The sequence below is a fragment of the Novosphingobium malaysiense genome (genome assembly GCF_000802225.1).
Classification (GTDB): domain Bacteria; phylum Pseudomonadota; class Alphaproteobacteria; order Sphingomonadales; family Sphingomonadaceae; genus Novosphingobium; species Novosphingobium malaysiense.
The window spans coordinates 130,401-152,271 of record NZ_JTDI01000005.1 but is presented as its reverse complement, the minus strand read 5'-3'; the positions used below and the strand labels follow the sequence as shown (position 1 = coordinate 152,271).

Annotated in this window: 23 protein-coding genes; 19 read left to right on the top strand and 4 right to left on the bottom strand. The window is 64.8% G+C overall.

From position 1 onward, the window contains the following. The first annotated feature begins 44 nt into the window (after window positions 1-44). Both LK12_RS16415 and LK12_RS16410 read left to right on the top strand, forming a co-directional pair. A complete protein-coding gene (locus tag LK12_RS16415) occupies window positions 45-1,355 on the top strand; it encodes a UDP-glucose dehydrogenase family protein (protein WP_039286371.1) in 1,311 nt (436 codons plus the stop codon). Window positions 1,356-1,497: 142 nt separating this feature from the next. Then, a complete protein-coding gene (locus LK12_RS16410; protein ID WP_231568387.1) occupies window positions 1,498-2,607 on the top strand; it encodes a GGDEF domain-containing protein in 1,110 nt (369 codons plus the stop codon). A gap of 10 nt (window positions 2,608-2,617) precedes the next feature. Here LK12_RS16410 and LK12_RS24690 read toward each other — a convergent pair whose 3' ends face one another. Further along, window positions 2,618-2,794, bottom strand: coding sequence for a hypothetical protein (locus LK12_RS24690; RefSeq protein ID WP_156135519.1), 177 nt, complete (start codon window positions 2,792-2,794; stop codon window positions 2,618-2,620). Window positions 2,795-3,025: 231 nt separating this feature from the next. Between LK12_RS24690 and LK12_RS16405 the strand changes: the two genes are divergently transcribed. The 12 genes from LK12_RS16405 (at window position 3,026) to LK12_RS16350 (ending at window position 15,843) form a co-directional block, all read left to right on the top strand. Further along, on the top strand, window positions 3,026-3,478 hold the full coding sequence (locus LK12_RS16405; protein WP_052223499.1) for a helix-turn-helix domain-containing protein: 453 nt from the start codon (window positions 3,026-3,028) through the stop codon (window positions 3,476-3,478). A 259-nt stretch (window positions 3,479-3,737) separates the two neighbouring features. After that, window positions 3,738-4,202, top strand: coding sequence for a formate dehydrogenase subunit gamma (locus LK12_RS16400; protein ID WP_082010565.1), 465 nt, complete (start codon window positions 3,738-3,740; stop codon window positions 4,200-4,202). Then, window positions 4,199-5,752, top strand: coding sequence for a formate dehydrogenase beta subunit (locus tag LK12_RS16395; protein ID WP_039286369.1), 1,554 nt, complete (start codon window positions 4,199-4,201; stop codon window positions 5,750-5,752). Before LK12_RS16400 ends, LK12_RS16395 begins: the two co-directional genes overlap by 4 nt. Window positions 5,753-5,914: 162 nt before the next feature. Next, entirely contained in the window at window positions 5,915-8,755 is a 2,841-nt protein-coding gene (gene fdhF / locus LK12_RS16390) for a formate dehydrogenase subunit alpha (protein ID WP_039286367.1), read from the top strand. An 11-nt stretch (window positions 8,756-8,766) separates the two neighbouring features. After that, complete coding sequence (locus tag LK12_RS16385; RefSeq protein WP_052223498.1) at window positions 8,767-8,997, top strand: formate dehydrogenase subunit delta; 231 nt, start codon at window positions 8,767-8,769, stop codon at window positions 8,995-8,997. A 127-nt stretch (window positions 8,998-9,124) separates the two neighbouring features. Then, window positions 9,125-10,057 (top strand): MBL fold metallo-hydrolase, encoded by a 933-nt coding sequence (locus LK12_RS16380; RefSeq protein ID WP_039286363.1) that lies wholly within the window; start codon window positions 9,125-9,127, stop codon window positions 10,055-10,057. Between the two features lie 150 nt (window positions 10,058-10,207). Then, complete coding sequence (gene mutM / locus LK12_RS16375; protein ID WP_039286361.1) at window positions 10,208-11,020, top strand: bifunctional DNA-formamidopyrimidine glycosylase/DNA-(apurinic or apyrimidinic site) lyase; 813 nt, start codon at window positions 10,208-10,210, stop codon at window positions 11,018-11,020. Window positions 11,021-11,155: 135 nt separating this feature from the next. Then, complete coding sequence (rpsT, locus tag LK12_RS16370) at window positions 11,156-11,416, top strand: 30S ribosomal protein S20 (RefSeq protein ID WP_039286359.1); 261 nt, start codon at window positions 11,156-11,158, stop codon at window positions 11,414-11,416. 541 nt (window positions 11,417-11,957) lie between these two features. After that, entirely contained in the window at window positions 11,958-13,391 is a 1,434-nt protein-coding gene (dnaA, locus tag LK12_RS16365) for a chromosomal replication initiator protein DnaA (RefSeq protein WP_039286357.1), read from the top strand. Between the two features lie 286 nt (window positions 13,392-13,677). Beyond that, the gene (locus LK12_RS16360; RefSeq protein WP_039286355.1) at window positions 13,678-14,532 is read left to right on the top strand and encodes a GGDEF domain-containing protein; all 855 of its coding nucleotides are present in this window, start codon (window positions 13,678-13,680) and stop codon (window positions 14,530-14,532) included. A 125-nt stretch (window positions 14,533-14,657) separates the two neighbouring features. Continuing rightward, entirely contained in the window at window positions 14,658-15,056 is a 399-nt protein-coding gene (locus LK12_RS16355; RefSeq protein ID WP_039286353.1) for a DUF983 domain-containing protein, read from the top strand. A gap of 13 nt (window positions 15,057-15,069) precedes the next feature. Further along, complete coding sequence (locus LK12_RS16350) at window positions 15,070-15,843, top strand: HesA/MoeB/ThiF family protein (RefSeq protein ID WP_039286351.1); 774 nt, start codon at window positions 15,070-15,072, stop codon at window positions 15,841-15,843. Window positions 15,844-16,135: 292 nt separating this feature from the next. Here LK12_RS16350 and LK12_RS16345 read toward each other — a convergent pair whose 3' ends face one another. Together LK12_RS16345 and LK12_RS16340 are read right to left on the bottom strand one after the other, a co-directional pair. Further along, on the bottom strand, window positions 16,136-16,477 hold the full coding sequence (locus LK12_RS16345; RefSeq protein WP_052223497.1) for a GFA family protein: 342 nt from the start codon (window positions 16,475-16,477) through the stop codon (window positions 16,136-16,138). Further along, on the bottom strand, window positions 16,474-17,172 hold the full coding sequence (locus LK12_RS16340; protein ID WP_039286349.1) for an NAD-dependent deacylase: 699 nt from the start codon (window positions 17,170-17,172) through the stop codon (window positions 16,474-16,476). The genes LK12_RS16345 and LK12_RS16340 overlap by 4 nt, the downstream gene beginning before the upstream one ends. A 104-nt stretch (window positions 17,173-17,276) precedes the next feature. Between LK12_RS16340 and dapB the strand changes: the two genes are divergently transcribed. The 5 genes from dapB to LK12_RS16315 all read left to right on the top strand — a co-directional run bounded on the left by dapB (window position 17,277) and on the right by LK12_RS16315 (window position 20,903). Next, window positions 17,277-18,005, top strand: coding sequence for a 4-hydroxy-tetrahydrodipicolinate reductase (gene dapB / locus LK12_RS16335; protein ID WP_039286347.1), 729 nt, complete (start codon window positions 17,277-17,279; stop codon window positions 18,003-18,005). A 9-nt stretch (window positions 18,006-18,014) separates the two neighbouring features. Beyond that, window positions 18,015-18,788: an ion transporter gene (locus LK12_RS16330; protein ID WP_197063556.1), complete on the top strand. Its 774-nt coding sequence runs from the start codon at window positions 18,015-18,017 to the stop codon at window positions 18,786-18,788. Continuing rightward, window positions 18,785-19,456, top strand: coding sequence for an endonuclease III (gene nth / locus LK12_RS16325; protein WP_039286343.1), 672 nt, complete (start codon window positions 18,785-18,787; stop codon window positions 19,454-19,456). The genes LK12_RS16330 and nth overlap by 4 nt, the downstream gene beginning before the upstream one ends. An 82-nt stretch (window positions 19,457-19,538) precedes the next feature. Beyond that, entirely contained in the window at window positions 19,539-19,934 is a 396-nt protein-coding gene (locus LK12_RS16320) for a hypothetical protein (protein ID WP_039286341.1), read from the top strand. A 222-nt stretch (window positions 19,935-20,156) separates the two neighbouring features. Further along, window positions 20,157-20,903, top strand: coding sequence for a lipoyl protein ligase domain-containing protein (locus tag LK12_RS16315; RefSeq protein ID WP_039286339.1), 747 nt, complete (start codon window positions 20,157-20,159; stop codon window positions 20,901-20,903). Here LK12_RS16315 and LK12_RS16310 read toward each other — a convergent pair. Beyond that, window positions 20,873-21,835: a helix-turn-helix domain-containing protein gene (locus LK12_RS16310; protein ID WP_039286337.1), complete on the bottom strand. Its 963-nt coding sequence runs from the start codon at window positions 21,833-21,835 to the stop codon at window positions 20,873-20,875. The genes LK12_RS16315 and LK12_RS16310 overlap by 31 nt on opposite strands. Window positions 21,836-21,871: the final 36 nt, after the last annotated feature.

Sequence of the window (21,871 nt, the reverse complement as noted above, 5' to 3'; positions counted from 1 at the left end):
GACGCGGTTCAGGGTCTCCCGATTCATCAGAAGGGTTTTGATGCATGAAGATAGCGATGGTGGGGTCGGGTTATGTCGGGCTGGTATCGGGGGCTTGCTTTGCCGATTTTGGTCACGAGGTCGTTTGCATCGACAAGGACCAGGCGAAGATCGACCGTTTGCATGCGGGTGTGATGCCGATCTACGAGCCGGGTCTCGACGCGCTGGTGGCGAGCAACGTCAAGGCCGGCCGGCTGACATTCACCACCGATCTGGCCGAGGGTATCCGCGGGGCTAGCGCGATCTTCATCGCGGTGGGCACGCCTTCGCGCCGCGGCGACGGCCATGCCGACCTCTCGTTCGTCCATGCCGTCGCGCGCGAAGTGGGCGAGAATCTCTCGAACGACGCGGTGGTCGTCACCAAGTCGACCGTGCCGGTGGGCACCGGCGACGAGGTCGAGCGCATCCTGCGCGAGACCGGGACGGCGCACCGCGTCTCGGTCGTCTCGAACCCGGAATTCCTGCGCGAGGGCGCCGCGATCGGCGACTTCAAGCGCCCGGACCGCATCGTCCTTGGCGCCGAGGACGAATTCGGCCGCGAGGTCATGCGCGAGGTCTATCGCCCGCTGTTCCTCAACGAATCGCCGATCCTGTTCACCTCGCGCCGCTCGAGCGAACTGATCAAGTACGCCGCCAACGCCTTCCTCGCCACCAAGATCACCTTCATCAACGAGATGGCCGACCTGTGCGAGAAGGTGGGCGGCAACGTGCAGGACGTGGCCCGCGGCATCGGCCTCGACGGGCGCATCGGACCCAAGTTCCTGCACGCGGGGCCCGGCTACGGCGGCTCGTGCTTTCCCAAGGACACGCTCGCCCTGCTCAAGACTGCCGAGGACTATGAAAGCCCGGTGCGCATCGTCGAAGCGGTGGTCAAGGTCAACGACCTGCGCAAGCGCGCCATGGGCCGCAAGGTGGTCGAGGCGCTCGGCGGGACCGACGCGGCGCGCGGCAAGCGGGTCGCCATGCTCGGCCTGACCTTCAAGCCCAATACCGACGACATGCGCGATTCGCCGGCCATCGCCGTCGCCCAGACGCTGGCCGACGCCAAGGTCTCGGTCGCCGCCTACGATCCGGAAGGCATGGACCTGGCCCGCCCGCTGATGCCCGAGGTGGACATGGTCGAGGATCCCTACACCGCCATCGACGGCGCCGATGCGGTCGTCATCGTCACCGAGTGGGACGCCTTCCGCGCCCTCGACCTCGCGCGCGTCAAGTCGCTGCTCAAGTCCCCCGTCCTCGTCGACCTGCGCAACATCTACCAGCCCGAGGCCATGCGCGAGGCCGGCTTCGCATACACCTCCGTGGGGAGGCCGTAGCGACGCGGTGGTTTCATATGCACCGGACACAAACTACCCGAAGAACCGGGTAAGCCCGCAGTGCACATATCGAAATCGCTAACCTTTGAGCGTTAGATGGAAGGGTCTTGAATTCCATTGTACGCATCGAGGACTGGACTTTTTGCCGGATCGCAGTGCCGCTTCCCTGACCGATCGTGTCTACGTTGAGCAGGTTCGCAGCCTCTACCTCAACCTGGCCCCTTCGCTGGTCATGTGGGTGGCCTTCGCGATCAACTTCTGGCTCGCGTACGAAGCTGCCAAACCTCCAGGCTTGCTCGCTCTGGGCGTTGCGGGACTCACGGCAAGTACGGCGCGCATCGCCGTCACGGTCCGCTATCGCGACCAGGCGCTGACCGCGGCGCTCGACCGCACTGCGGCGCACCGGCTCGAGGTCCTTTTCTCGATTCCCTATCTCGCTTTTTCGGCGCTGCTCGGCGTCCTGTCCCTGCACGCTTTCCTCTGGTCGTCCCCGGAGATCCACATGCTGACGATCTGCGTGGACGTGGGATATTGCGCAGGGGTCGCCACCAATTGCAGCCTTCGCCCCCGCCTGGCGATCCCCAGTATGGTCATCGCCGTGGGACCGCCCATCCTGGCTGCAGCCACCAGGGGGGACGCCGCCTATCTTGGCGTGGCAATTATCGCCTCGGCCTTTCTGGCGGCCGGCATCCGGTCCATCCATGTCCGCTACGAGACATCGAAAACGGAAATCGGCAGGCGGCTCTCGTCCATATCGCTGGCGCGGCGCGACGTGCTGACGACCTTGCCGAATCGCCTGGCGTTGCAGGAATATTTCGATGAGAACGCGCCGCTGATTTCATCGAAGCGCTGGATCGCAGTGCATTACCTAGACCTCGACGGGTTCAAGCCGGTGAACGACCGTCATGGACACGCCGTGGGAGATGCACTGCTCCAAGCCGTTGCCGATCGCCTGCGCGGAGCCGTGCGCAGCGGCGACATGGTTGCGCGGATGGGCGGAGACGAATTCGCCGTAATCCAGCCCGGCATCCTTCACGCCGACGAGGCAAAACTGCTGGCACGCCGCATTGCCGCAACGATCGCGCAGCCGTTCACCCTCGATGGACACCGTCTTTCGATCTCAACCTGCGTCGGGACTGCCGTGAGCAGTGACCGCTCTCCGAACCTCGAAAGCCTGCTGAAGGAGTCTGATACGGCGCTTTACGAAACGAAGCGCAGGCGGCCGGTGACCGGCATGGCGATGAGTGCCTGACGGAACCGCGCTAGACGTTGGGCCCCTCATGCACGCCACTGGCCTCCGTCAGATCGTGTACTTCACCATTTTCCAAGGCGATCTGGGCAGCTTCCAGCGCGGTCGCCGCGTGCACGGCCGGAAGCTGCAAGCCCTGCTCGTCGTAAAATACGACGATCTGGCGAAGCGCCTCGATCGATGCCTTCAAGGCGTCTTCCGATGTAGCGGCCTTAGAGAACATATCTGTCACCCGTGATTTCGGCCTTTACCGTGCTGCATCCTAGCGCATTGGCGACAAGAACCTAATAAAATTCGGCAAAAGCCTCGGGTCTCCGCCAATTTCAAAGGATTGCAGTCATGGTTGCAAAAATTTTAGTTCCAAAACGGAGCTAAACGGGGTTAGTAAACCCGTAGCGGTCAAACCGCAAAAGGGGCGCACATGTACAAGACCATGACCAGCGGGGGCGAAGGTCGTGGCTTGATTGAACAATCAGGCTGCACACACGAACCCGATATCCACGAGCCATGCGGCGAAATTTCCGAAAATTTCCAAGCCGGACAAAGTGATATGGCTGCCAAGCTGTATCGGTTCCGCCGCCAGCGGGATGCCCTGTTCGAGGCAGGGCTATTCAGCGATCCTGCCTGGGACCTGCTTCTCGATCTCTATGCGGCCGAACAGTCCAAAAAGCAGGTCTGCATTACGAGTGCATGCATTGCCGCCGGGGTACCGACCTCGACGGGGCTGCGCTGGATCGGCATTCTGGTCCAGAATGGATTGGTCGAAAGGCACGATGACCACGCCGATGCCCGGCGCTCCTATCTGCTGCTGACGGACAAGGCCCGCAATGCCATGGATGCGCTGTTCGCGCGGTTCGACATCCGGACCATTTGAGTCCCGCGCTCTGCCGGAGAAGGCAGCGGGGTACTGTTTCCGCTGCCGCGCTAGGTTGAGTGATCTTGCCCCGCGACTCCGGTCGCAGTGATAGACTGCCCCTATCGCGAGCCGGTCCCGGCAGATTTTGGCGCCTTTATTGCCGCGGGAACCTGTAGCCTGCGCACACTTTTAATTGAATTCTCCTATCAGGCATTGCCCTAATCAATTTGACCGCCGGGGCCGGCTGTCGCAGCGTGGTGTCAAAGAGAAAGACGCCATGACAGAAAACGCCGGGTTCCAGACCGTCATCGACCGCCATGCTTTGCCGGACCAGCGCGGTGCGCTGCTGCCCCTGCTCCACGCGCTGCAGGAAGAATTCGGCCACATTCCGCAGCCGGCCGTGCCGCTGATAGCCGACGCCCTCAACCTCAGCCGCGCGGAAGTGCACGGGGTGATCAGCTTCTATCCCGATTTCCACACCGAGCCCCCTGCCCGTCATGTGATCAAACTGTGCCGCGCCGAGAGTTGCCAGGCACGCGGCGGCGCGGCCATCGAGGGCGAACTGGCCCGCCATCTCGGTGTCGCAATGGGCCATGCCCGCAAGGATGGGCAGGTGGCACTCGAGCCGGTCTATTGCCTCGGGCTCTGCGCCATCGGCCCCAATGCCCTGATCGACGGGCGCCCGGTGGCGCGCATCGATACCGCCGGCGTCGAAGCCATCGCCCGCGAGGTGGAGGCATGACCCGCGTCTTCATCAGCCGCGACATGGCCTCCGTCGCGCTCGGCGCCGATACCGTCGCCGAAGCCTTTGCCAAGGCGGGCTGCGAAGTGGTGCGCACCGGATCGCGCGGACTCTTCGCCATCGAACCGCTGGTGGAAGTCGAGACCGATGCCGGACGGATTGCCTATGGCCCGATCGGCCCCGGCGATGTGAAAGCGGTGCTGGACGGGACCCATGCGAACCGTATCGGGCCCATCGGGGAGCACCCGTTCTTCTCGGGCCAGCAGCGCTTTACCTTCGCTCGCTGCGGCGTGATCGATCCGCTGAGCATGCGCGGCTACGCCGCGAACGGCGGCTGGAAGGGGCTGGACGCTGCCCATGCACTCTCCCCGCAGGAGGTGGTCGACGCGGTCAAGGCCTCGGGCCTGCGCGGCCGCGGCGGCGCGGGCTTCCCGACCGGCATCAAGTGGCAGACCGTGCTCGACACCCCGGCGCACGAGAAGTTCATCGTCTGCAACGCCGACGAGGGCGACAGCGGAACCTTCGCCGACCGCATGCTCATGGAAGGCGATCCCTTCCACCTGATCGAGGGCATGGCGATTGCCGGACACGCCGTCGGCGCGCGCCATGGCTTCATCTACATCCGCAGCGAGTACCCCTTCGCGGTTGAAACCATGCACGAGGCGATTGCCCGCGCGGCGAGCAGGATCGAGCCCTTCACGCTCGAAGTGCGCGTTGGCGCCGGCGCCTATGTCTGCGGCGAGGAAACCTCTCTGCTCGATTCCATCGAGGGCAAGCGCGGCGAGGTCCGTGCCAAGCCGCCGCTGCCCGCGATCGAAGGCCTCTGGGGCAAGCCGACCGTCATCAACAACGTGCTCAGCCTCTCGGCGGTGCCCTTCATCCTTGCCGAAGGGCCGCAGGCCTATGCCGATGTCGGCTTCGGTCGCTCGCGCGGGACGATGCCGATCCAGATCGCCGGGAACGTGAAGAACGGCGGGCTCTACGAAGTCGGCTTCGGGCTGACGCTGGGCGAACTCGTCAACCAGATCGGCGGCGGCACTGCCAGCGGCCGCCCGGTGCGCGCGGTGCAGGTCGGCGGCCCGCTCGGGGCCTACTTCCCGCCCTCGATGTTCCACCTGCCCTTCGACTACGAGGCCTTCGCCGAGGCGGGCGGGCTGATCGGCCATGCCGGGATCACCGTGTTCGACGACACCGTGGACATGGCGAAGATGGCCCGCTTCGCCATGGAGTTCTGCGCGGTCGAAAGCTGCGGCAAGTGCACGCCCTGCCGCATCGGCTCGACCCGCGGCACCGAGCTGATCGACCGTATCGTCGCCAAGGCTCCGCGCAAGGCAGACACGGTCGAGACGCTCCCGCAGATGCGCAACGCCGGCACCGCGGCGCGCACGCACGACGAGGAGATCGAGCTGCTGCGCGACTTGTGCGACACGATGAAACACGGCTCGCTCTGCGCCTTGGGCGGCTTCACGCCCTACCCGGTGCTGAGCGCGCTCGATCATTTCCCCGAGGACTTTGGCAGCGCCCACGTGCATGCAGCGGCGGCGGAGTAGTTCGGTGACAGCACTCCATTCCCCCCTCAACCTCGTCGCCCCCGCGCAGGCGGGGGCCCCGCTGGCTTCCTCGGCGCCATGCTCCCAGAAGCGGGATCCCCGCCTTTGCGGGGATGACGAAGACTGGGGACGTGGATTTCAGATTCAGGTGAGTAGGACGATATGACATTCACCCGCGAAAAGGATTTCGGAACGCCGGCAAAGCACGGCGAAACCGTATCGCTCACCATCGATGGCCAGCCGGTCTCGGTTCCCGCCGGAACCTCGATCATGCGCGCGGCCGCCATGGTCGACACCGCGATCCCCAAGCTCTGCGCCACCGACAGCCTCGAAAGCTTCGGCTCGTGCCGCCTGTGTCTGGTCGAGATCGAAGGACGCAAGGGCTATCCCGCCTCCTGCACCACACCGGTCGCGCCGGAAATGGTCGTGCGCACCGAGACCGACAAGCTGCGCAAGCTGCGGCGCGGGGTGATGGAACTCTATATCTCCGACCACCCGCTCGACTGCCTGACCTGCTCGGCCAACGGCGATTGCGAATTGCAGGATCAGGCCGGCGCGGTTGGTCTGCGCGATGTGCGCTTCGGCTATGAAGGCGCCAACCACCTCGAAGGCTGCAAGGACGAGAGCAACCCCTACTTCACCTTCGATCCGGCCAAGTGCATCGTCTGCTCGCGCTGCGTGCGCGCCTGCGACGACGTGCAGGGCACGCTGGCGCTCACCGTCGACGGGCGCGGCTTCGCCAGCAAGATCGCGGCAAGCCAGGGCGAGGATTTCCTCTCCTCCGAATGCGTCTCCTGCGGCGCCTGCGTACAGGCCTGCCCGACCTCTGCGCTGATCGAGAATACCGTCATCGACAAGGGCACACCGGACAAGTCCGTCGTCACCACCTGCGCCTATTGCGGCGTCGGCTGCACCTTCCGTGCGGAGATGCGCGGCGAGGATCTCGTGCGCATGGTGCCGTGGAAGGAAGGCAAGGCCAACCACGGCCACTCCTGCGTGAAGGGCCGCTTCGCCTGGGGCTATGCCCAGCACCGCGACCGCATCCTCAATCCCATGGTCCGCACTTCGGTCGACGAACCCTGGCGCGAGGTTTCGTGGGAGGAAGCGATTACCCACGTCGCGTCCGAATTCCGCCGCATCCAGAGCAGCTACGGCACCCGCGCCATCGGCGGCATCACGTCCAGCCGCTGCACCAACGAGGAGACCTTCCTCGTCCAGAAGCTGATCCGGCAGGGCTTCGGCAACAACAATGTCGATACTTGCGCACGCGTCTGCCACTCGCCGACCGGGTACGGCCTCAAGACCACGTTCGGCACGTCCGCAGGCACGCAGGACTTCGACAGCGTGGAACAGGCCGACGTGATCCTCGTTATCGGCGCCAACCCCACAGACGGGCACCCCGTCTTCGCCAGCCGGATGAAACGGCGGCTGCGCGAAGGCGCCAGACTGATCGTCGTCGATCCGCGCCGCATCGACCTCGTGCGCTCACCGCATATCGAGGCCGCGTATCACCTGCCGCTGCAGCCGGGTACCAATGTCGCGCTGCTTACCGCCATGGCGCACGTGATCGTCACCGAGGGACTGGTGGACGAGGCCTATGTCCGCGAGCGCTGCGACGGCGAGGCCTATGCCGAATGGGCCGCCTTCGTCTCCGAACCCGCCCGCTCGCCCGAAGCCATCGAGGAGCTTACCGGCGTCCCGGCTGCCGACCTGCGCGCCGCCGCCCGGCTCTACGCCACCGGCGGCAATGGCGCCATCTACTATGGTCTGGGCGTTACCGAGCACTCGCAGGGCTCCTCGACCGTCATGGCCATTGCCAACCTCGCCATGGCGACCGGCAATGTCGGCAAGCCCGGCACCGGCGTGAATCCCCTGCGCGGACAGAACAACGTGCAGGGCTCATGCGACATGGGCAGCTTCCCGCATGAACTGCCCGGCTATCGTCACGTCTCCGACAACGCCACGCGCGCGCTGTTCGAAGCCGACTGGGGCGTGACGCTCGATGCCCAGCCGGGCCTGCGCATCAACAACATGCTCGATGCCGCGACCGACGGCACCTTCAAGGGCATCTTCATCCAGGGCGAGGATATCCTCCAGTCCGACCCCAACACGAAGCACGTCGCCGCAGGTCTCGCCGCGATGGAATGCGTCGTGGTGCAGGACCTGTTCCTCAACGAGACCGCGAACTACGCGCACGTCTTCCTGCCCGGCTCGACCTTCCTCGAGAAGGACGGGACCTTCACCAATGCCGAGCGGCGCATCCAGATGGTGCGCAAGGTTATGGAACCGAAGAACGGCTATGCCGACTGGGAAGTGGTGCAACTCGTGGCGAACGCCATGGGGTTGCGCTGGACCTACACGCACCCCTCGCAGATCATGGACGAGATCGCGCGGCTGACGCCGACTTTCGCGGGCGTCTCCTTCGATGTGCTGGAAGAGCGCGGATCGGTGCAATGGCCGATGAACGCGGCGGCGCCCGAGGGCACGCCGACCATGCACCTCGACCAGTTCGTGCGCGGCAAGGGCCTCTTCGTCGTCACCGACTATGTGCCGACCGACGAGCGCACCGGCCCGCGCTTCCCGCTGCTGCTCACCACGGGCCGCATCCTCAGCCAGTACAACGTCGGCGCGCAGACGCGGCGCACCGAAAACGGCGCCTGGCACGCGGAAGACCGGCTGGAGATCCACCCCCACGATGCCGAGAACCGCGGCATCCGCGATGGCGACTGGGTGGCGCTGCGCAGCCGCGCGGGCGAGACCACGCTGCGCGCGCTCATCACCGACCGGGTAGCGCCGGGCGTGGTCTATACGACCTTCCACCACCCCGACACGCAGGCCAATGTCATCACCACCGATTTTTCGGACTGGGCGACGAACTGCCCGGAATACAAGGTGACCGCCGTGCAGGTCATGCCCTCGAATGGTCCCTCGGACTGGCAAACACGCTATCGTGAGCAGTCCGACCGCAGCCGCCGCATCGCCACGGTCGAGCCCGCGGAATGAGTGACCATGCGATGATGAGTACCGACGAGCGCCTCGCCTATATGGCCGAGCATATCCTGCGCAATTTCGCCACGAGAGGCGAAGACGAGGCCATAGAGGCGACCGCCGAACATATCGGGCTCTACTGGGACCCGAGCATGAAGGCCCGCGCCACTGCCATGGCCGACGAGCCGGGCGTGCCCCTTTCCGAGGCCGCCCGCGCCGTGTTCCGGCGCCTTGGGGAAGAACAGCCCCTCACCTGATCCGTCATACCAGCGCAGGCTGGGATCGTTGCGAGCGAGGCGCAACACCGAGAGCGATCCCAGCCTGCGCTGGTATGACGGGTGGTATTACACTTGCGTAAATAGATATTACGCATACGCTGGCCTCATGCAGACTCTCCCGCGCGCCGCTGGCCCCCTTGCCCTTCTTGCCCGCCTGCTTCTGCCGGCCGGTGCCGCCCTTCTTGTCGCGGCCTCTCCCGTGCCGCCCGAAGCCCCGCGCTTCGAACACTGGATCGACGGCACGACAGAGAGCGAGCCGGAAATGCAGGTCCAGCAGATCGATGCGGACACTTTCGTCATTCGCCAGTCGGTCAAGACCAACTTCGAAGCACCGTTCCTGTACCTGCTGTTCGGCAACGAACGGGCGATTCTGATCGATTCGGGCGCCGGAGGGCTCAAGATCCGCCCGACCATCGACGGGCTGGTCAGCGACTGGCATGCCGCGCACGACGACCATCCGATTCGCCTGATCGTCGCCCATTCGCACGGGCACGGCGATCATCACGCCGGGGACGAGGAATTCCGCGACCGGCCGAATACCGATGTCGTGGGCCTCGAGCCCGAACAGGTCGCAGCGTTCTTCGGCATGGGCGAGGGCTGGCCGACCGAAACGGCGCGATTCGATCTCGGCGGGCGCGTGCTCGACATTATTCCGACACCCGGCCACCAGCCCGCGCACATCATGGTCTACGATGAGCGCACCAAGCTGCTGTTCTCGGGCGACATGCTCTACCCGGGGCGGCTGTACGTCCCGCACGGCGAGTTTGACACCTTCCACGCGAGCGCCGACCGGCTGGCCGCCTTCGCCAAGTCTCATCCGATCCGCGCGCTGCTGGGCGCGCATATCGAGATGACGACAACACCGGGCGAGGACTATGCGATGCAGGCACCCGAGCATCCCTCGGAGCATGTCCTGCCCCTCTCCCCTACCGTCATCAGCGAACTGCAGCAGGCCGCGGCCAACGCCGGTCCGGAACCGAAGATCGACCGCCACGCGGATTTCATCGTCTACCCGCTCGCGCCGCGCCCGACCGAGTAAACACTCCCCAAAGGAAGCTCGTCATCCCAGCGTAGGCTGGGATCGTTGTGAGCCAGGCGCAACATCGAGAGCGATCCCAGCCTTCGCTGGAATGACGGCTTGCGAGTCGCCTCATGACAGGGCCCGCCGATCGCGCTAACGCCTCGGCAAATGCCAGAGCTTCCCGAAGTCGAAACCACCGTGCGCGGGCTTTCCCGTTTTCTCGAGGGCGAACGGATCGCGCGCGTTCAGGTCAACCGGCCCGACCTGCGCCGGCCCTTCCCGCCCGATCTCGTCCAGACGCTGACCGGCGCGCGTGTCACGGGAATGGGGCGGCGCGCCAAGTACGGGCTGATCCATACCGACCGCGAGACCACCATGGTCTTTCACCTCGGCATGTCCGGCCGCTGGCGGATCGAGCCCGACCAGCCCGAGAAGCACGACCACCTCGTGCTGGAAACCGAATCGGGGCACGTTCTGGCGCTCAACGACGCCCGCCGCTTCGGCTCGGTCGATCTGGTACCGACCGAAGGGCTGCAGGCATGGGGTCCGTTTGCCGGAATGGGGCCCGAGCCGCTGGGGCCCGATCTCACGCCGCAGCACCTCAAGCGCGCCTTCAAAGGCCGAATCGCCCCCATCAAGCAGATGCTGCTCGATCAGGGCATCGTGGCCGGGCTCGGCAACATCTACGTGTGCGAGGCGCTGTTCCGCTCGGGCATCCGCCCGGACAAGGCCGCGGGCAGGGTTTCGCTGCCCGCCCTCACCCGGCTGGTCCCCGATATCCGCACCGTGCTGGGCGAATCGATTGCCGCGGGCGGCTCGACCATTCGCGACTACGCGCAGCCCACGGGCGAACTGGGATACTTCGCCGCCTCGTGGCAGGTCTATGGCCGCGAGGGCCAGCCCTGCACCTGCGGCGCCCCGGTCTTGCGCTTTGTACAAGGTGGGCGCAGCACCTTCTGGTGCCGAAAATGCCAGAAATGAGCGGGTTCGCGCCGCGCATCCTGCTTGACGCAACGCGGGGGCGACGCTAAGGGGCGCGCTTTCCGGCGAGTCCGCTCGCCATCTTCAGATTCGACAGGCAATGGGGCCGCACGGCGGCCAGACAGAGGAAATTCGATGGCCAATACGCCGCAAGCCCGCAAGCGCATCCGTCGCAACGAGCGTCGCGCTCTGATCAATACCAACCGCATGAGCCGCATCCGCACCTTCGTGAAGAAGGTCGAGAGCGCCATCGCCGGCGGCGACAAGACCGCTGCTTCGGCTGCGCTGAAGGAAATGCAGCCGGAACTGGCCCGCGGTGTTGCCCGCGGGGTCCTTCACAAGAATACGGCAGCGCGCAAGATGTCGCGCCTGACCAAGCGCGTCGCCTCGCTCTGAGTCGCGAGCCGATTCGAATCTCACGAGGCAGATTCTAGACATCTGTCTCGAGCACGAAACAGGAACGGAGCCGGGGGAAATACCTCCGGCTCCGTTTCATTTTCTGCTGCACTGCCACATGCGCGCAAGCAAAGCCCCGAAAAGGCTGTGATTCGTATCACTGCAACGCGGAAAGTGTTGAATTTTATACATAAAATTTTTCTGAACCCGGAAGGCCGCAGGCATCCGTGAGTCAACAGTCATAATTTTATTTATTTGCAGATGACCGTATTGCCTGTCGGCCAAACCCCTCCTTAAAAGGGTCATCGGCCGTCGCGGAACCGGCCGGGGAAACTACACTAGTATACGAAACGAAAGCCGCAAACTTATGTTTGCGGTGTGGGGGCGTTTTGTATCTATCGTAGGGATCGGTTCCAGGACGAAAGGCTTGGGGTCACACGAACCAGGGGAGTTCGAGCGGGTGTCAGGGTCATCATCGGGTCAGAACGCAAATTCTGCGAAAAATTCAACGAATAGGAAGTCCAAGGCGGTGCGAGCAGTGATGGAAGAGGATCAGGAAGCCGTGAATCTGGCGGCCGACTGGGCGGACATCAGTCAGGGGCTTCGCAAGGACCTGGGTCACCAGGTTCACAGCCAGTGGATTCGTCCGATTCAGCCGGGCAACTACTGCAAGGAAACCGGCACGCTAGACCTCTACCTGCCCACCGAATTTTCGGCGAACTGGGTCAACGATCGTTTTGCCGATCGCCTGTCGCTGGCATGGAAGATCGCCCGGCCCGACGTGCGTCACGTACGCATTCTCGTGCATCCGGGGCGCCGCCAGCTTCCCGAACTGCGTCTGGGCGGCGGTGGCCGTCCCTCGAGCGCGCCGGCCAACGATTCGGCGCAAGGATCGGGAGATCCGCTTTCGGCCGCGCTGGCAGGCGATTCGTTCGCCTCGCTCGGCCAGGGCCCTGCGGGCATCGATGCCTCGCAGACCTTTACCAGCTTCGTGACGGGCACTGCCAACGTTCTGGCCTTCAATGCGGCACAGCGCATGGCTGCGACCGAACGGCCGCAATTCTCGCCGCTCTACCTCAAGGCCGCCACCGGGCAGGGCAAAACGCACCTGCTGCACGCGATCGGCCATGCCTATCTGGCCAACCACCCGCATGCGCGGATCTTCTACTGCTCGGCCGAGCGCTTCATGGTCGAGTTCGTTCAGGCCCTGCGCCAGAACCAGATGATCGAGTTCAAGGCGCGCCTGCGCGGCTTCGACCTGCTGCTGGTGGACGATATCCAGTTCATCATCGGCAAGGCGTCGGCACAGGAAGAGCTGCTCTACACGATCGATGCCCTGCTGGCCGAGGGCAAGCGTCTCGTCTTCGCCGCCGACCGCGCGCCGCAGGCGCTCGACGGTGTCGAGCCGCGCCTGCTCAGCCGCCTGTCGATGGGCCTTGTCGCCGACATTCTTCCGGCCGACATCGAGCTGCGCCGCTCGATCCTCGAGAACCGCCTCCAGCGCTTCGCCTCGATCGACGTGCCGGCGGACGTGATCGAGTTCCTCGCCCGCACCATCAACCGCAACGTGCGTGAGCTGGTCGGCGGCTTGAACAAGCTGATCGCCTATGCCCAGCTCACCGGGCAGGAAGTCTCGCTGCAGCTCGCCGAGGAACAGCTCACAGACATCCTCTCGGCCAACCGCCGCCGGATCACCATCGACGAGATCCAGCGCACGGTCTGCCAGTTCTACCGCATCGACCGCACCGAAATGAGTTCCAAGCGCCGCGCCCGCGCCGTCGTGCGTCCGCGCCAGGTGGCGATGTACCTCGCCAAGGTGCTCACGCCGCGCTCCTATCCGGAGATCGGTCGCAAGTTCGGGGGACGCGATCACTCCACCGTGATCCACGCGGTACGCCTGATCGAGGAACTGCGCACGCGCGATGCCGACATGGACGGCGACGTTCGCTCGCTACTACGTCAGCTTGAGAGCTGAGCGTTTTCCCGAATCGATCCCCGGGATATCCCCCGAGTTATAGCCAGCGGCACTTCAAAAAGGCCTGCGAGACGGCAACGTCCCTCGCAGGCCTTTGGCCATGAACCTTCCGGCCTCGCACGGCCGGAAGAACGCTCCGCGAACGGGCGCGGTCTGCAAACGATTTTTCGTCGACCTCCGTCTTTTCAAGGCGCAAATCTTAACGCTTTGATAAGTGATAGCGCGCAGCCTCCGGGTGACGTCCTGCAATGCTTTTTGCTGGAACCACCGTGCAAAGAGGCCCCCCATGCGCTTCTACAGAGCCACAGCCTTTCTGTTCCCGAAACACTACGAGTATCGGATTCTGTTCATCTGCCTCGGCGCGGTCCATTTCCCGCTGATCGCCTATATCGGCCTCGAGGTCACGACCGGGCAGTGGCAGGCCGCAACGCTGGTCGTGCTGCTCCTTGCCACACTTGTCGCCGCCGGTCTCGGTCTGGCCGCCATCCGGGCCCTGCTCTCACCAGTAAGCGAGGCGACGGAGATGTTGCGCGCGGTGCAGGATGGCGAGCCGGTCGGACATATCCCGCGGGGTGCAGGCGACCTGGTCGGCCGACTGCTGGGCAGCGTCGCCACCGCCGCCAATGAGTCGGCCGCGCGTATCAAGCGCCTTGTCGACACTTCCGAGCGCGATGCCCTTACCGGCATCCGCAACCGCCGCGGATTCGTGGAATCGGCGCGCGAAGTTCTGCTCGGCAATCACACGGCCGTGATGGCCCTGATCGACATCGATCACTTCAAGCTGATCAACGACCAGTTCGGACACGACGCAGGCGACGACGTGCTCAAGACCATCGCGCTGCACCTGGAAAGCGAACTGCGCCGCAAGGATCTGGTCGGCCGCTGGGGCGGGGAGGAATTCGCCGTGCTGCTGCCCGATACCATGCTCGACGAGGCTCGGCTGATCATCGAACGGCTGCGCGCCTCGATCGCTCTTGACCGCAATCTCGACGATCGGGGTTGGCCGGTGACGTTATCGTGCGGCCTTGCGCTCATCCGCGATTTCGCGCAGTTCGACGAGGCCTGCCAGCACGCCGATACAGCGCTCTACGGTGCCAAGAGCCAGGGGCGTAACCGCATCCACATCTCGGCAACCGAGTAGACCCTCTCCTCCGGGAGCGGCCGGCTTCTCTCTCCGCAAGGGAAGCCGGCCTGTTCGCGGCCACCAGCGATCGAAACGGCAATTACGGCTTCACCGCCAGCCGCCCATGCTGTAGGCGCTGCCCCATGATACCTGCCACTTTCGTTCAGGCCGCGCTGCGCGGCATTCGCGGCAAGTGCCCGCGCTGCGGCGAAGGCCACCTGTTTCGCAAGTGGCTCAAGCCTCTGGAGCGCTGCCCGGTCTGCACGCTGGACCTGACGCCGCAGCGCGCCGACGACTTCCCGGCCTACATCGCGATTCTCGTCACCGGCCACCTCATGGCGCCGCTGATCATCGCGCTGTCGCTCGATTTCGAACTCGGCCCGCTGGCGATGGTCTCGATCCTCGTGCCGCTGGCGCTGGTGATGATGCTGGGGATGTTGCAGCCGGCCAAGGGCGCGGTGATCTCCGCGCAGTGGTGGTTCGGCCTGCACGGCTTCGTCAAGGAACGCCTGCCCGAAGACACGCCTTCGGACCCGGCCTGAAGTCCGGCCCGCAATGAGCCTTTCGCCAGACCGTCTTTCGCGTTTCGCACGCCATATCGTGCTGCCCGAAGTGGGCGGCGCCGGTCAGGTCGCGCTGGCCGATGCACACGTGGTGCTTGTCGGCTGCGGCGGGATAGGCAGTCCTGCACTGCAATACCTCGCCGCAGCCGGCATAGGACATCTGACACTGGTGGATGACGACGTCGTGGACGTCAGCAACCTTCAGCGTCAGACGATATTTGCGCCGTCTGATATCGGCAGGCCCAAGGCGGAAGTGGCGGCCGAATGGGTGCGGCGTTTTGATCTTGGCCTTGAGGTGGAGGCAGTCGTTACGCGGGTGGGGGGTGCAAACGCTGCCCGGATCCTCTCCGGCGCGAGCCTCGTAGTAGACGGGTGTGACAACTTCGCGACTCGCCTGACGGTGTCAGATGCCTGTGTCGAATTGGGAATTCCGCTTACCAGCGCCGCCATCGGCCGGTTCCAGGGACAAGTCGCCAACTTCGCCGGCCACCTGCCGGACCAGCCCTGCTACCGCTGCTTCGTGGGCGATGCCTTCGATGCCGAGGACTGCGACACCTGCGCGGCGGACGGCGTGCTCGGCGCGATGGTGGGCATGGTCGGCACATTCGCCGTCATGCATGCGATTCGCGTGCTGCTCGACGGGCATGCCGCCTTCGGCGATCCGCAATTCGGCACGCTGCACCTGATCGACGGCATGGCCCCCTCGATGCGCCCGCTGCGCATCGCCAAGGATCCCGCCTGCAAGGGGTGCGGCCAGAAGGCCTGACCGGCATCTTGCGAGGCCGGGGCGAAGACCCGCTTCCGTTCGTGTCGAGCGAAGTCGAGACACGTGGGCGCTGCAGTGTCTCGACTTCGCTCGACACGAACGGTGGGCGGTTCCCGCAGGTGAGAACCGACCCAACAAAGCGTTCGCACCATAATCGTCGCCCCCGCGCAGGCGGGTCCCGCTACTTTTCCATGCTCACTGTGTGAAAAGCGGGATTCCCGCCTTCGCGGGGATGACGGAGAATGGGGCGGGAACGCTAGCGGATAGAGATGCGCCCCCTGCCGTCATCGCACTAGAAGCTGGCGCCGTCGGTGAACTCGACCGGAATGGCGGCCAGTACGGACGGCGCGAACATCCGCATGTTCACACCCATGCGCCCGTAGTGATGATCGGCAGCCGTCCAGTGCGTCGTGCATCCGCAACTCTTGCAGTGCCAGACGGTGAGCGACCGGTCGCCCCACTGGTACCCGCCCGCATCGCCGTCCACGGTGACATCCGCCGGATCGAAGTAGCCCCACAGCGCGGCGATCCGCCTGCAGATCGAGCAGTTGCACTCGCTCACCGTTTCGGGCGCATGGGCGACGGTGAGCGTGATGGCGCTGCAATGGCAGCTGCCATGCAACACGCCCGTCATGAGAGCATCTCGTCCACCCACGCGGGCACGACCTCGCTTGCCGGACCATGGCGTGCCTCGTCGAACCACAAGGTGCCCTGCGAGGGCTCCAGGTTGAGTTCCAGCGTCGCCACGCCCAGATCGCGTGCGTTGCGCACGAATCCGGCGGCCGGATAGACCGCGCCCGAGGTGCCGATGGAGACGAACAGGTCGGCCTCCTGCAGCGCGGCGAAGATCTCTTCCATGCGATAGGGAATCTCGCCGAACCACACGACGTCGGGGCGCAAGGCGCGCTCGCCGCAGGCCGGACAGGCAGGCCCGTCGATCAGCGGGCCGGTCCAGCGCGAGCGCACGTCGCAGGCCGTGCACCAGGCATTGAGGTGTTCTCCATGCATGTGCAGCACGCGCTTGGCCCCCGCCCGCTCGTGCAGGTCGTCGACGTTCTGGGTGACGATCAGCAGGTTGCCGCTCCATTCGCTGTCGAGCCGCGCCAGCGCATGGTGCGCCGCGTTCGGCTGCTTGGTCTGGATCGCTTCGCGCCGCATGTCGTAGAAGCGCTGGACCAGTTCCGGGTCGCGCGCGAAGGCCTCCGGCGTCGCCACGTCCTCGACGCGGTGCTGCTCCCATAGGCCGCCGCCGTCGCGGAAGGTATCGATGCCGCTTTCGGCGCTGACGCCGGCGCCGGTGAGGATGACGATGTTGCGAATGGTGGACATGGCGGCATCATAGCCTGCACCGCAAGCTTGTCGAAAGGGCCTGATTGCGCCATGCGGGCGCTGAACCGCCCGGCGGCGCGCGCGGGGCAAGCGGAGAGTGCGCAGTGACGAAGATCGGAATTATCGGCAGCCAGGGCCGGATGGGCCAGGCCATTGCCGCAGCCGCTGAAGCGGCGGGCGTCGAAGTGGCCGGCGGCGTCGACAAGGACGGCGATGTCGCCGCGCTTGCCGCCAAGGCCGACGTGCTGATCGACTTTTCCAGCCCCGGCGCGCTCGAAGGCAATCTCGATGCCGCCATGGCGGCGGGCGTTCCGGTGGTGATCGGCACTACCGGGCTGGAGGAACGCCATCACTGGCTGATCGACAGCGCCGCGCAGAATATCCCCGTGCTCCAGACCGGCAACACCTCGCTCGGCGTCACCCTGCTCGCCCATCTGGTGCGCGAGGCTGCCAGCCGTCTCGGCGAGGACTGGGATATCGAGATCGTCGAGACCCACCACCGCATGAAAGTCGATGCGCCTTCGGGCACCGCCCTGCTGCTGGGCGAAGCAGCCGCCGAAGGGCGCGGCATCGCCCTCGCCGACAACTCGGAACGCGGCCGCGACGGCATCACCGGCAAGCGCGAGACTGGCACCATCGGCTTTGCCGCCCTGCGCGGCGGCACCGTCGCGGGCGATCACTCGGTGCTGTTCCTCAGCGACAGCGAACGTCTCACCCTCTCGCACATGGCAGAGAATCGCAGCATCTTCGCCAAGGGCGCGCTCAGGGCCGCCGAATGGGTGCAGGGCAAGTCCGCCGGGCGCTACACCATGCCCGAGGTGCTGGGACTCTGACCGATGGGCTTGCGGCGGCACGTTTATCATCAGCTCTTCGCTAGGGCGGACCGCAGCGACAAGCTGACGCTATTTAACCGGTTCATGATCGTCGTGATCCTCGCTGCCGTCGCCGTGACCATCGTCGCCACCGAACCCAAGATCTTCCGGCCGCACCGCGAACTGTTCATCGCGCTCGAAATGACCTTCGGCCTTATCTTCGGCGTCGAATACGTCGGCCGCATCTGGAGCGTGGCCGAGGAAGCGGGCGATGAGCCTGCCTGGAAAGCGCGCCTGCGCTTCATGGTGACGCCGCTGGCGCTGATCGATCTGATCGTGGTGGTCGCCGCGCTCATGCCGTTCTTCTTCAGCGATGTGGCCCTGCTACGGATCGTGCGGCTGATCCGACTTGCCGCGCTTGCCAAGTTCGGCCGCTTTTCCGCTGCGCTGCGCGAACTGGTGCGCGCGCTGGCCGAGCGGCGCTACGAATTGCTGGTGACGATGGCGCTGGCCGCCTGCCTGCTGCTGTTCGGCGCCAGCTCGCTCTACTGGGCCGAGCGGCACGTCCAACCCGACGCATTCGGCTCGATCCCGCGCGCGCTGTGGTGGGCGATCATAACGCTGACCACCGTCGGCTATGGCGACGCCTCGCCGATCACGCCGCTGGGCAAGTTCCTCGCCTCGATCGTCGCGCTGAGCGGTATCGGCCTAGTCGCCATGCCCACCGGCATCATGGCCTCCGCCTTCAGCGACGCCATGCAGCGCCAGCGCGGCGCGGAAGAAGACAAGCAGACGGACACATGAAAAAAGACGATATCTTCGAATTCTTCCGCCGTCTTGCCGAGCTGAACCCCTCGCCCGAGACCGAGCTGGAATTCGGCAATACCTATCAGCTGCTCGTCGCCGTGGTACTCTCCGCACAGGCGACTGACGTCGGGGTCAACAAGGCGACGCGGGCGCTGTTTCGCGAGGTGACGACGCCGCAGCAGATGGTCGATCTGGGCGAGGAAGGACTCAAGCAGCACATCAAGACCATCGGCCTGTTCAACTCCAAGGCGAAGAACGTCATCGCCCTCTCAGAGATCCTCGTGCGCGACTATGGCGGCGAGGTGCCGGAAGACCGCGACGCGCTGGTCGAACTGCCGGGCGTGGGCCGCAAGACCGCCAACGTGGTGATGAACTGCGCCTTCGGGGCCGAGACCTTCGCGGTCGACACGCATATCTTCCGCGTCGGCAACCGCACCGGCCTCGCCAAGGGCAAGACGCCGCTGGCGGTGGAGAAGCAGCTCGAAAAGAAAGTGCCCGAGCCCTTCCGCGTCGGCGCGCACCATTGGCTGATCCTGCACGGCCGCTATATCTGCAAGGCGCGCACGCCCGAGTGCTGGCGGTGCCCGGTCGTCGACTTGTGCGGTTACAAGCCGAAAGTCCTGGAGAAGGGGGCGGCAAAGAAGACTTCGAAGCCCCGGGCCTGACAGCTCCGCTCCCAAGGCGCGAATGCATGGCCGGGAACAGTTTGTGCGCTCAATCGTCGAATCAGGGAGAGGAGAGAAAGCCATGAATGCCAGAAGTCTCATACCGATGGCCCTTGCCCCGCTGGGGCTGGCCGCCTGTACCCAAGGGGAGCCCGCCCAAACGCCACCGGTAAGCCCGGCCGCCGTCGCAATCGGCCCGGCCCGTGATTGCCTGCCGCTGACCCAGTATTCAACCACGCGCATCCGCGATGATCAGACCATCGATTTCATCGGCGGTGCCGGCACGAAAGTCTGGCGGGTCACTCTTCCACACCGCTGCAACGGTCTGAAATCCGCCGACACTTTCACTTTCGAGACGTCGCTGACGCAGCTGTGCAAGCAGGACATCATCTATCCCCTGCGCCAGTACGGCAACGACTATCAGCGCGGCGCCGGCTGCGGCATGGGCGAGTTCGTACCGGTCAAGCTGGAGCGCTGAGCCCGCACCCCTCGCAGCGTTGCAAAGCGGCGACGCGGGAAATGGCAAGATCCCCGGGCCCTCGGTGATGGACCGAACGGCAGGTATGATGCCCCCTGCCCGCCAAAACACGCGGGCGCAAAGGTTGCGTCACCATCGCTCATGACCTCGGGAGCGGAGGGATGCAAATCTTGCTCCAGCGCCTGCGAGGCCAAGTCAAAGCGGATGCGAGGATACTGCGGAGTGCCGGCGGCGATCGACCCCCAACCCCATCGTGCGTTCTCGGACACATTTCTCGCGAGTATCGCCTCGGTCTGCCCGAATGCGATGTTCGACCTGGAGCTGCGTGATGGAAAAGTCGCCGACGAGGAACGACTGCTGACGAGGCTGCTCGCGAACGGCCAGGAAACCGAGGCGGTCAGGGTATGGAACGACCGGCGCCAGCTCGTCACCTCCCGCCGACTGGCAAAACGCAGCGGATTCGATCAGGCGGCCGCGGCCATGGCGGCCCTCGGTTGGCCCGTAGCAGTGCGACCGTCGGGCGGTACAACCGTGGTGCATCGTCCCGGTGTCATAAACATCAGCGTGATCCATGTTTCGCGTTCCCTGCCCGATCATCGGCAGGGCTTCGACCGTCTTTGCGAGATCATGGTCGAGGCAGCCCGGCCCATGGGCATCGAGTTAAGCGTCGGGCGACTGGCAAACGCCTATTGCGAAGGCAGCCACGATATCGGGTGGCAATGCCGCAAGGTCGCCGGAACATCGGCGCTATACCGCCACAAATCAGGCTTTCACGGCTGCCTTTATCACGCGAGCCTGGTCCTGTACGGCAATTGCGCTGCCGATGTCGACGCCATCTCCAGGTTCGAACGGTGGCTTGGCCTTCCGGCTCAATACCAGGCCGCAGACCACGCAAGCCTTTTCGATGCCTACAGCCAGCTAGGGGATTGCCGGCCGGATCACTCCACGCGGCTCTTGCCGTTCCTGTAGTCGATCGGAGCGATCCCGAATTCTTTCTTGAACGCGTGGCTGAAATGGCTCGCATCGGAAAAGCCGAAACGCATGGCCACCTCGGTGACGGCCAGCTTGGTAGCTGCGGATGGCGCCAGGGCCTGACGGGCAGCCTGCAAGCGGCGCTTGCGGATCCACTCGCCGACACTCATGTCGATCTCCTTGAACAGGCGATGCAGATAGCTGGGACTGATGCGGAATGCCGCCGCGATGCTGGAGGCGCTCAGGCCCGGATCGTGCAGGTTCGACGCCATGTAGTCCTGGATGCGGCCCATGAGAGCACGGCGAAAGCCGGAATTTCGCGCCATCGGCAATTCGGGACGGAAAGCCGCACCGACAAGCTCCATGGTCGCGCGCAGGACTGCCGGACGATCCTCATCGGCAATGGTGTCGATGCTCGCGTGAAGGCGCTTGAGATGTGATAGCAGCAGCGAACCGAGTCCAGTCGATCCATCGACGCTTGCCCCGCACAGGTCCTCGATTCCCGGCACTGCGGACAAGGCCGCCTGATGCGGAAACAGGATCGAAACCTGGCACGACCGCTCGTGCTGTTCGAAAAATGCGGGGCGGGTGCTGTCCCACAGGCAGACCGTATCCTTGCCCACATGTGACGTGTTCGCCCCCTGCTGGAAGTCCACTCGACCTTCCTCGAAGTAGAGCAGGCAGAAATAGGGTTCCTTGTCCTGGCGAATGGATTCCAGCGTGCGGCGCCCCATTACCGGGTCGGCCACGACACGCGTGAACACGAAATCGTCGATATTCCTGCGCGCCACATGCGCGGTATAGGCCCCCTTCTGCGCGCCCTTCAGGGCCCAGTGGAAATGGGTCCGGTCCAGCACTTCCTGGAAGCTATGGAATTGCCGGCTGCTTGGAATATTCGTGGTCGACCACGTTTCACCGTGTCTGATCATCGTTCGCCTCTCCCTCCATGCAGGGTTTCGCAGGAT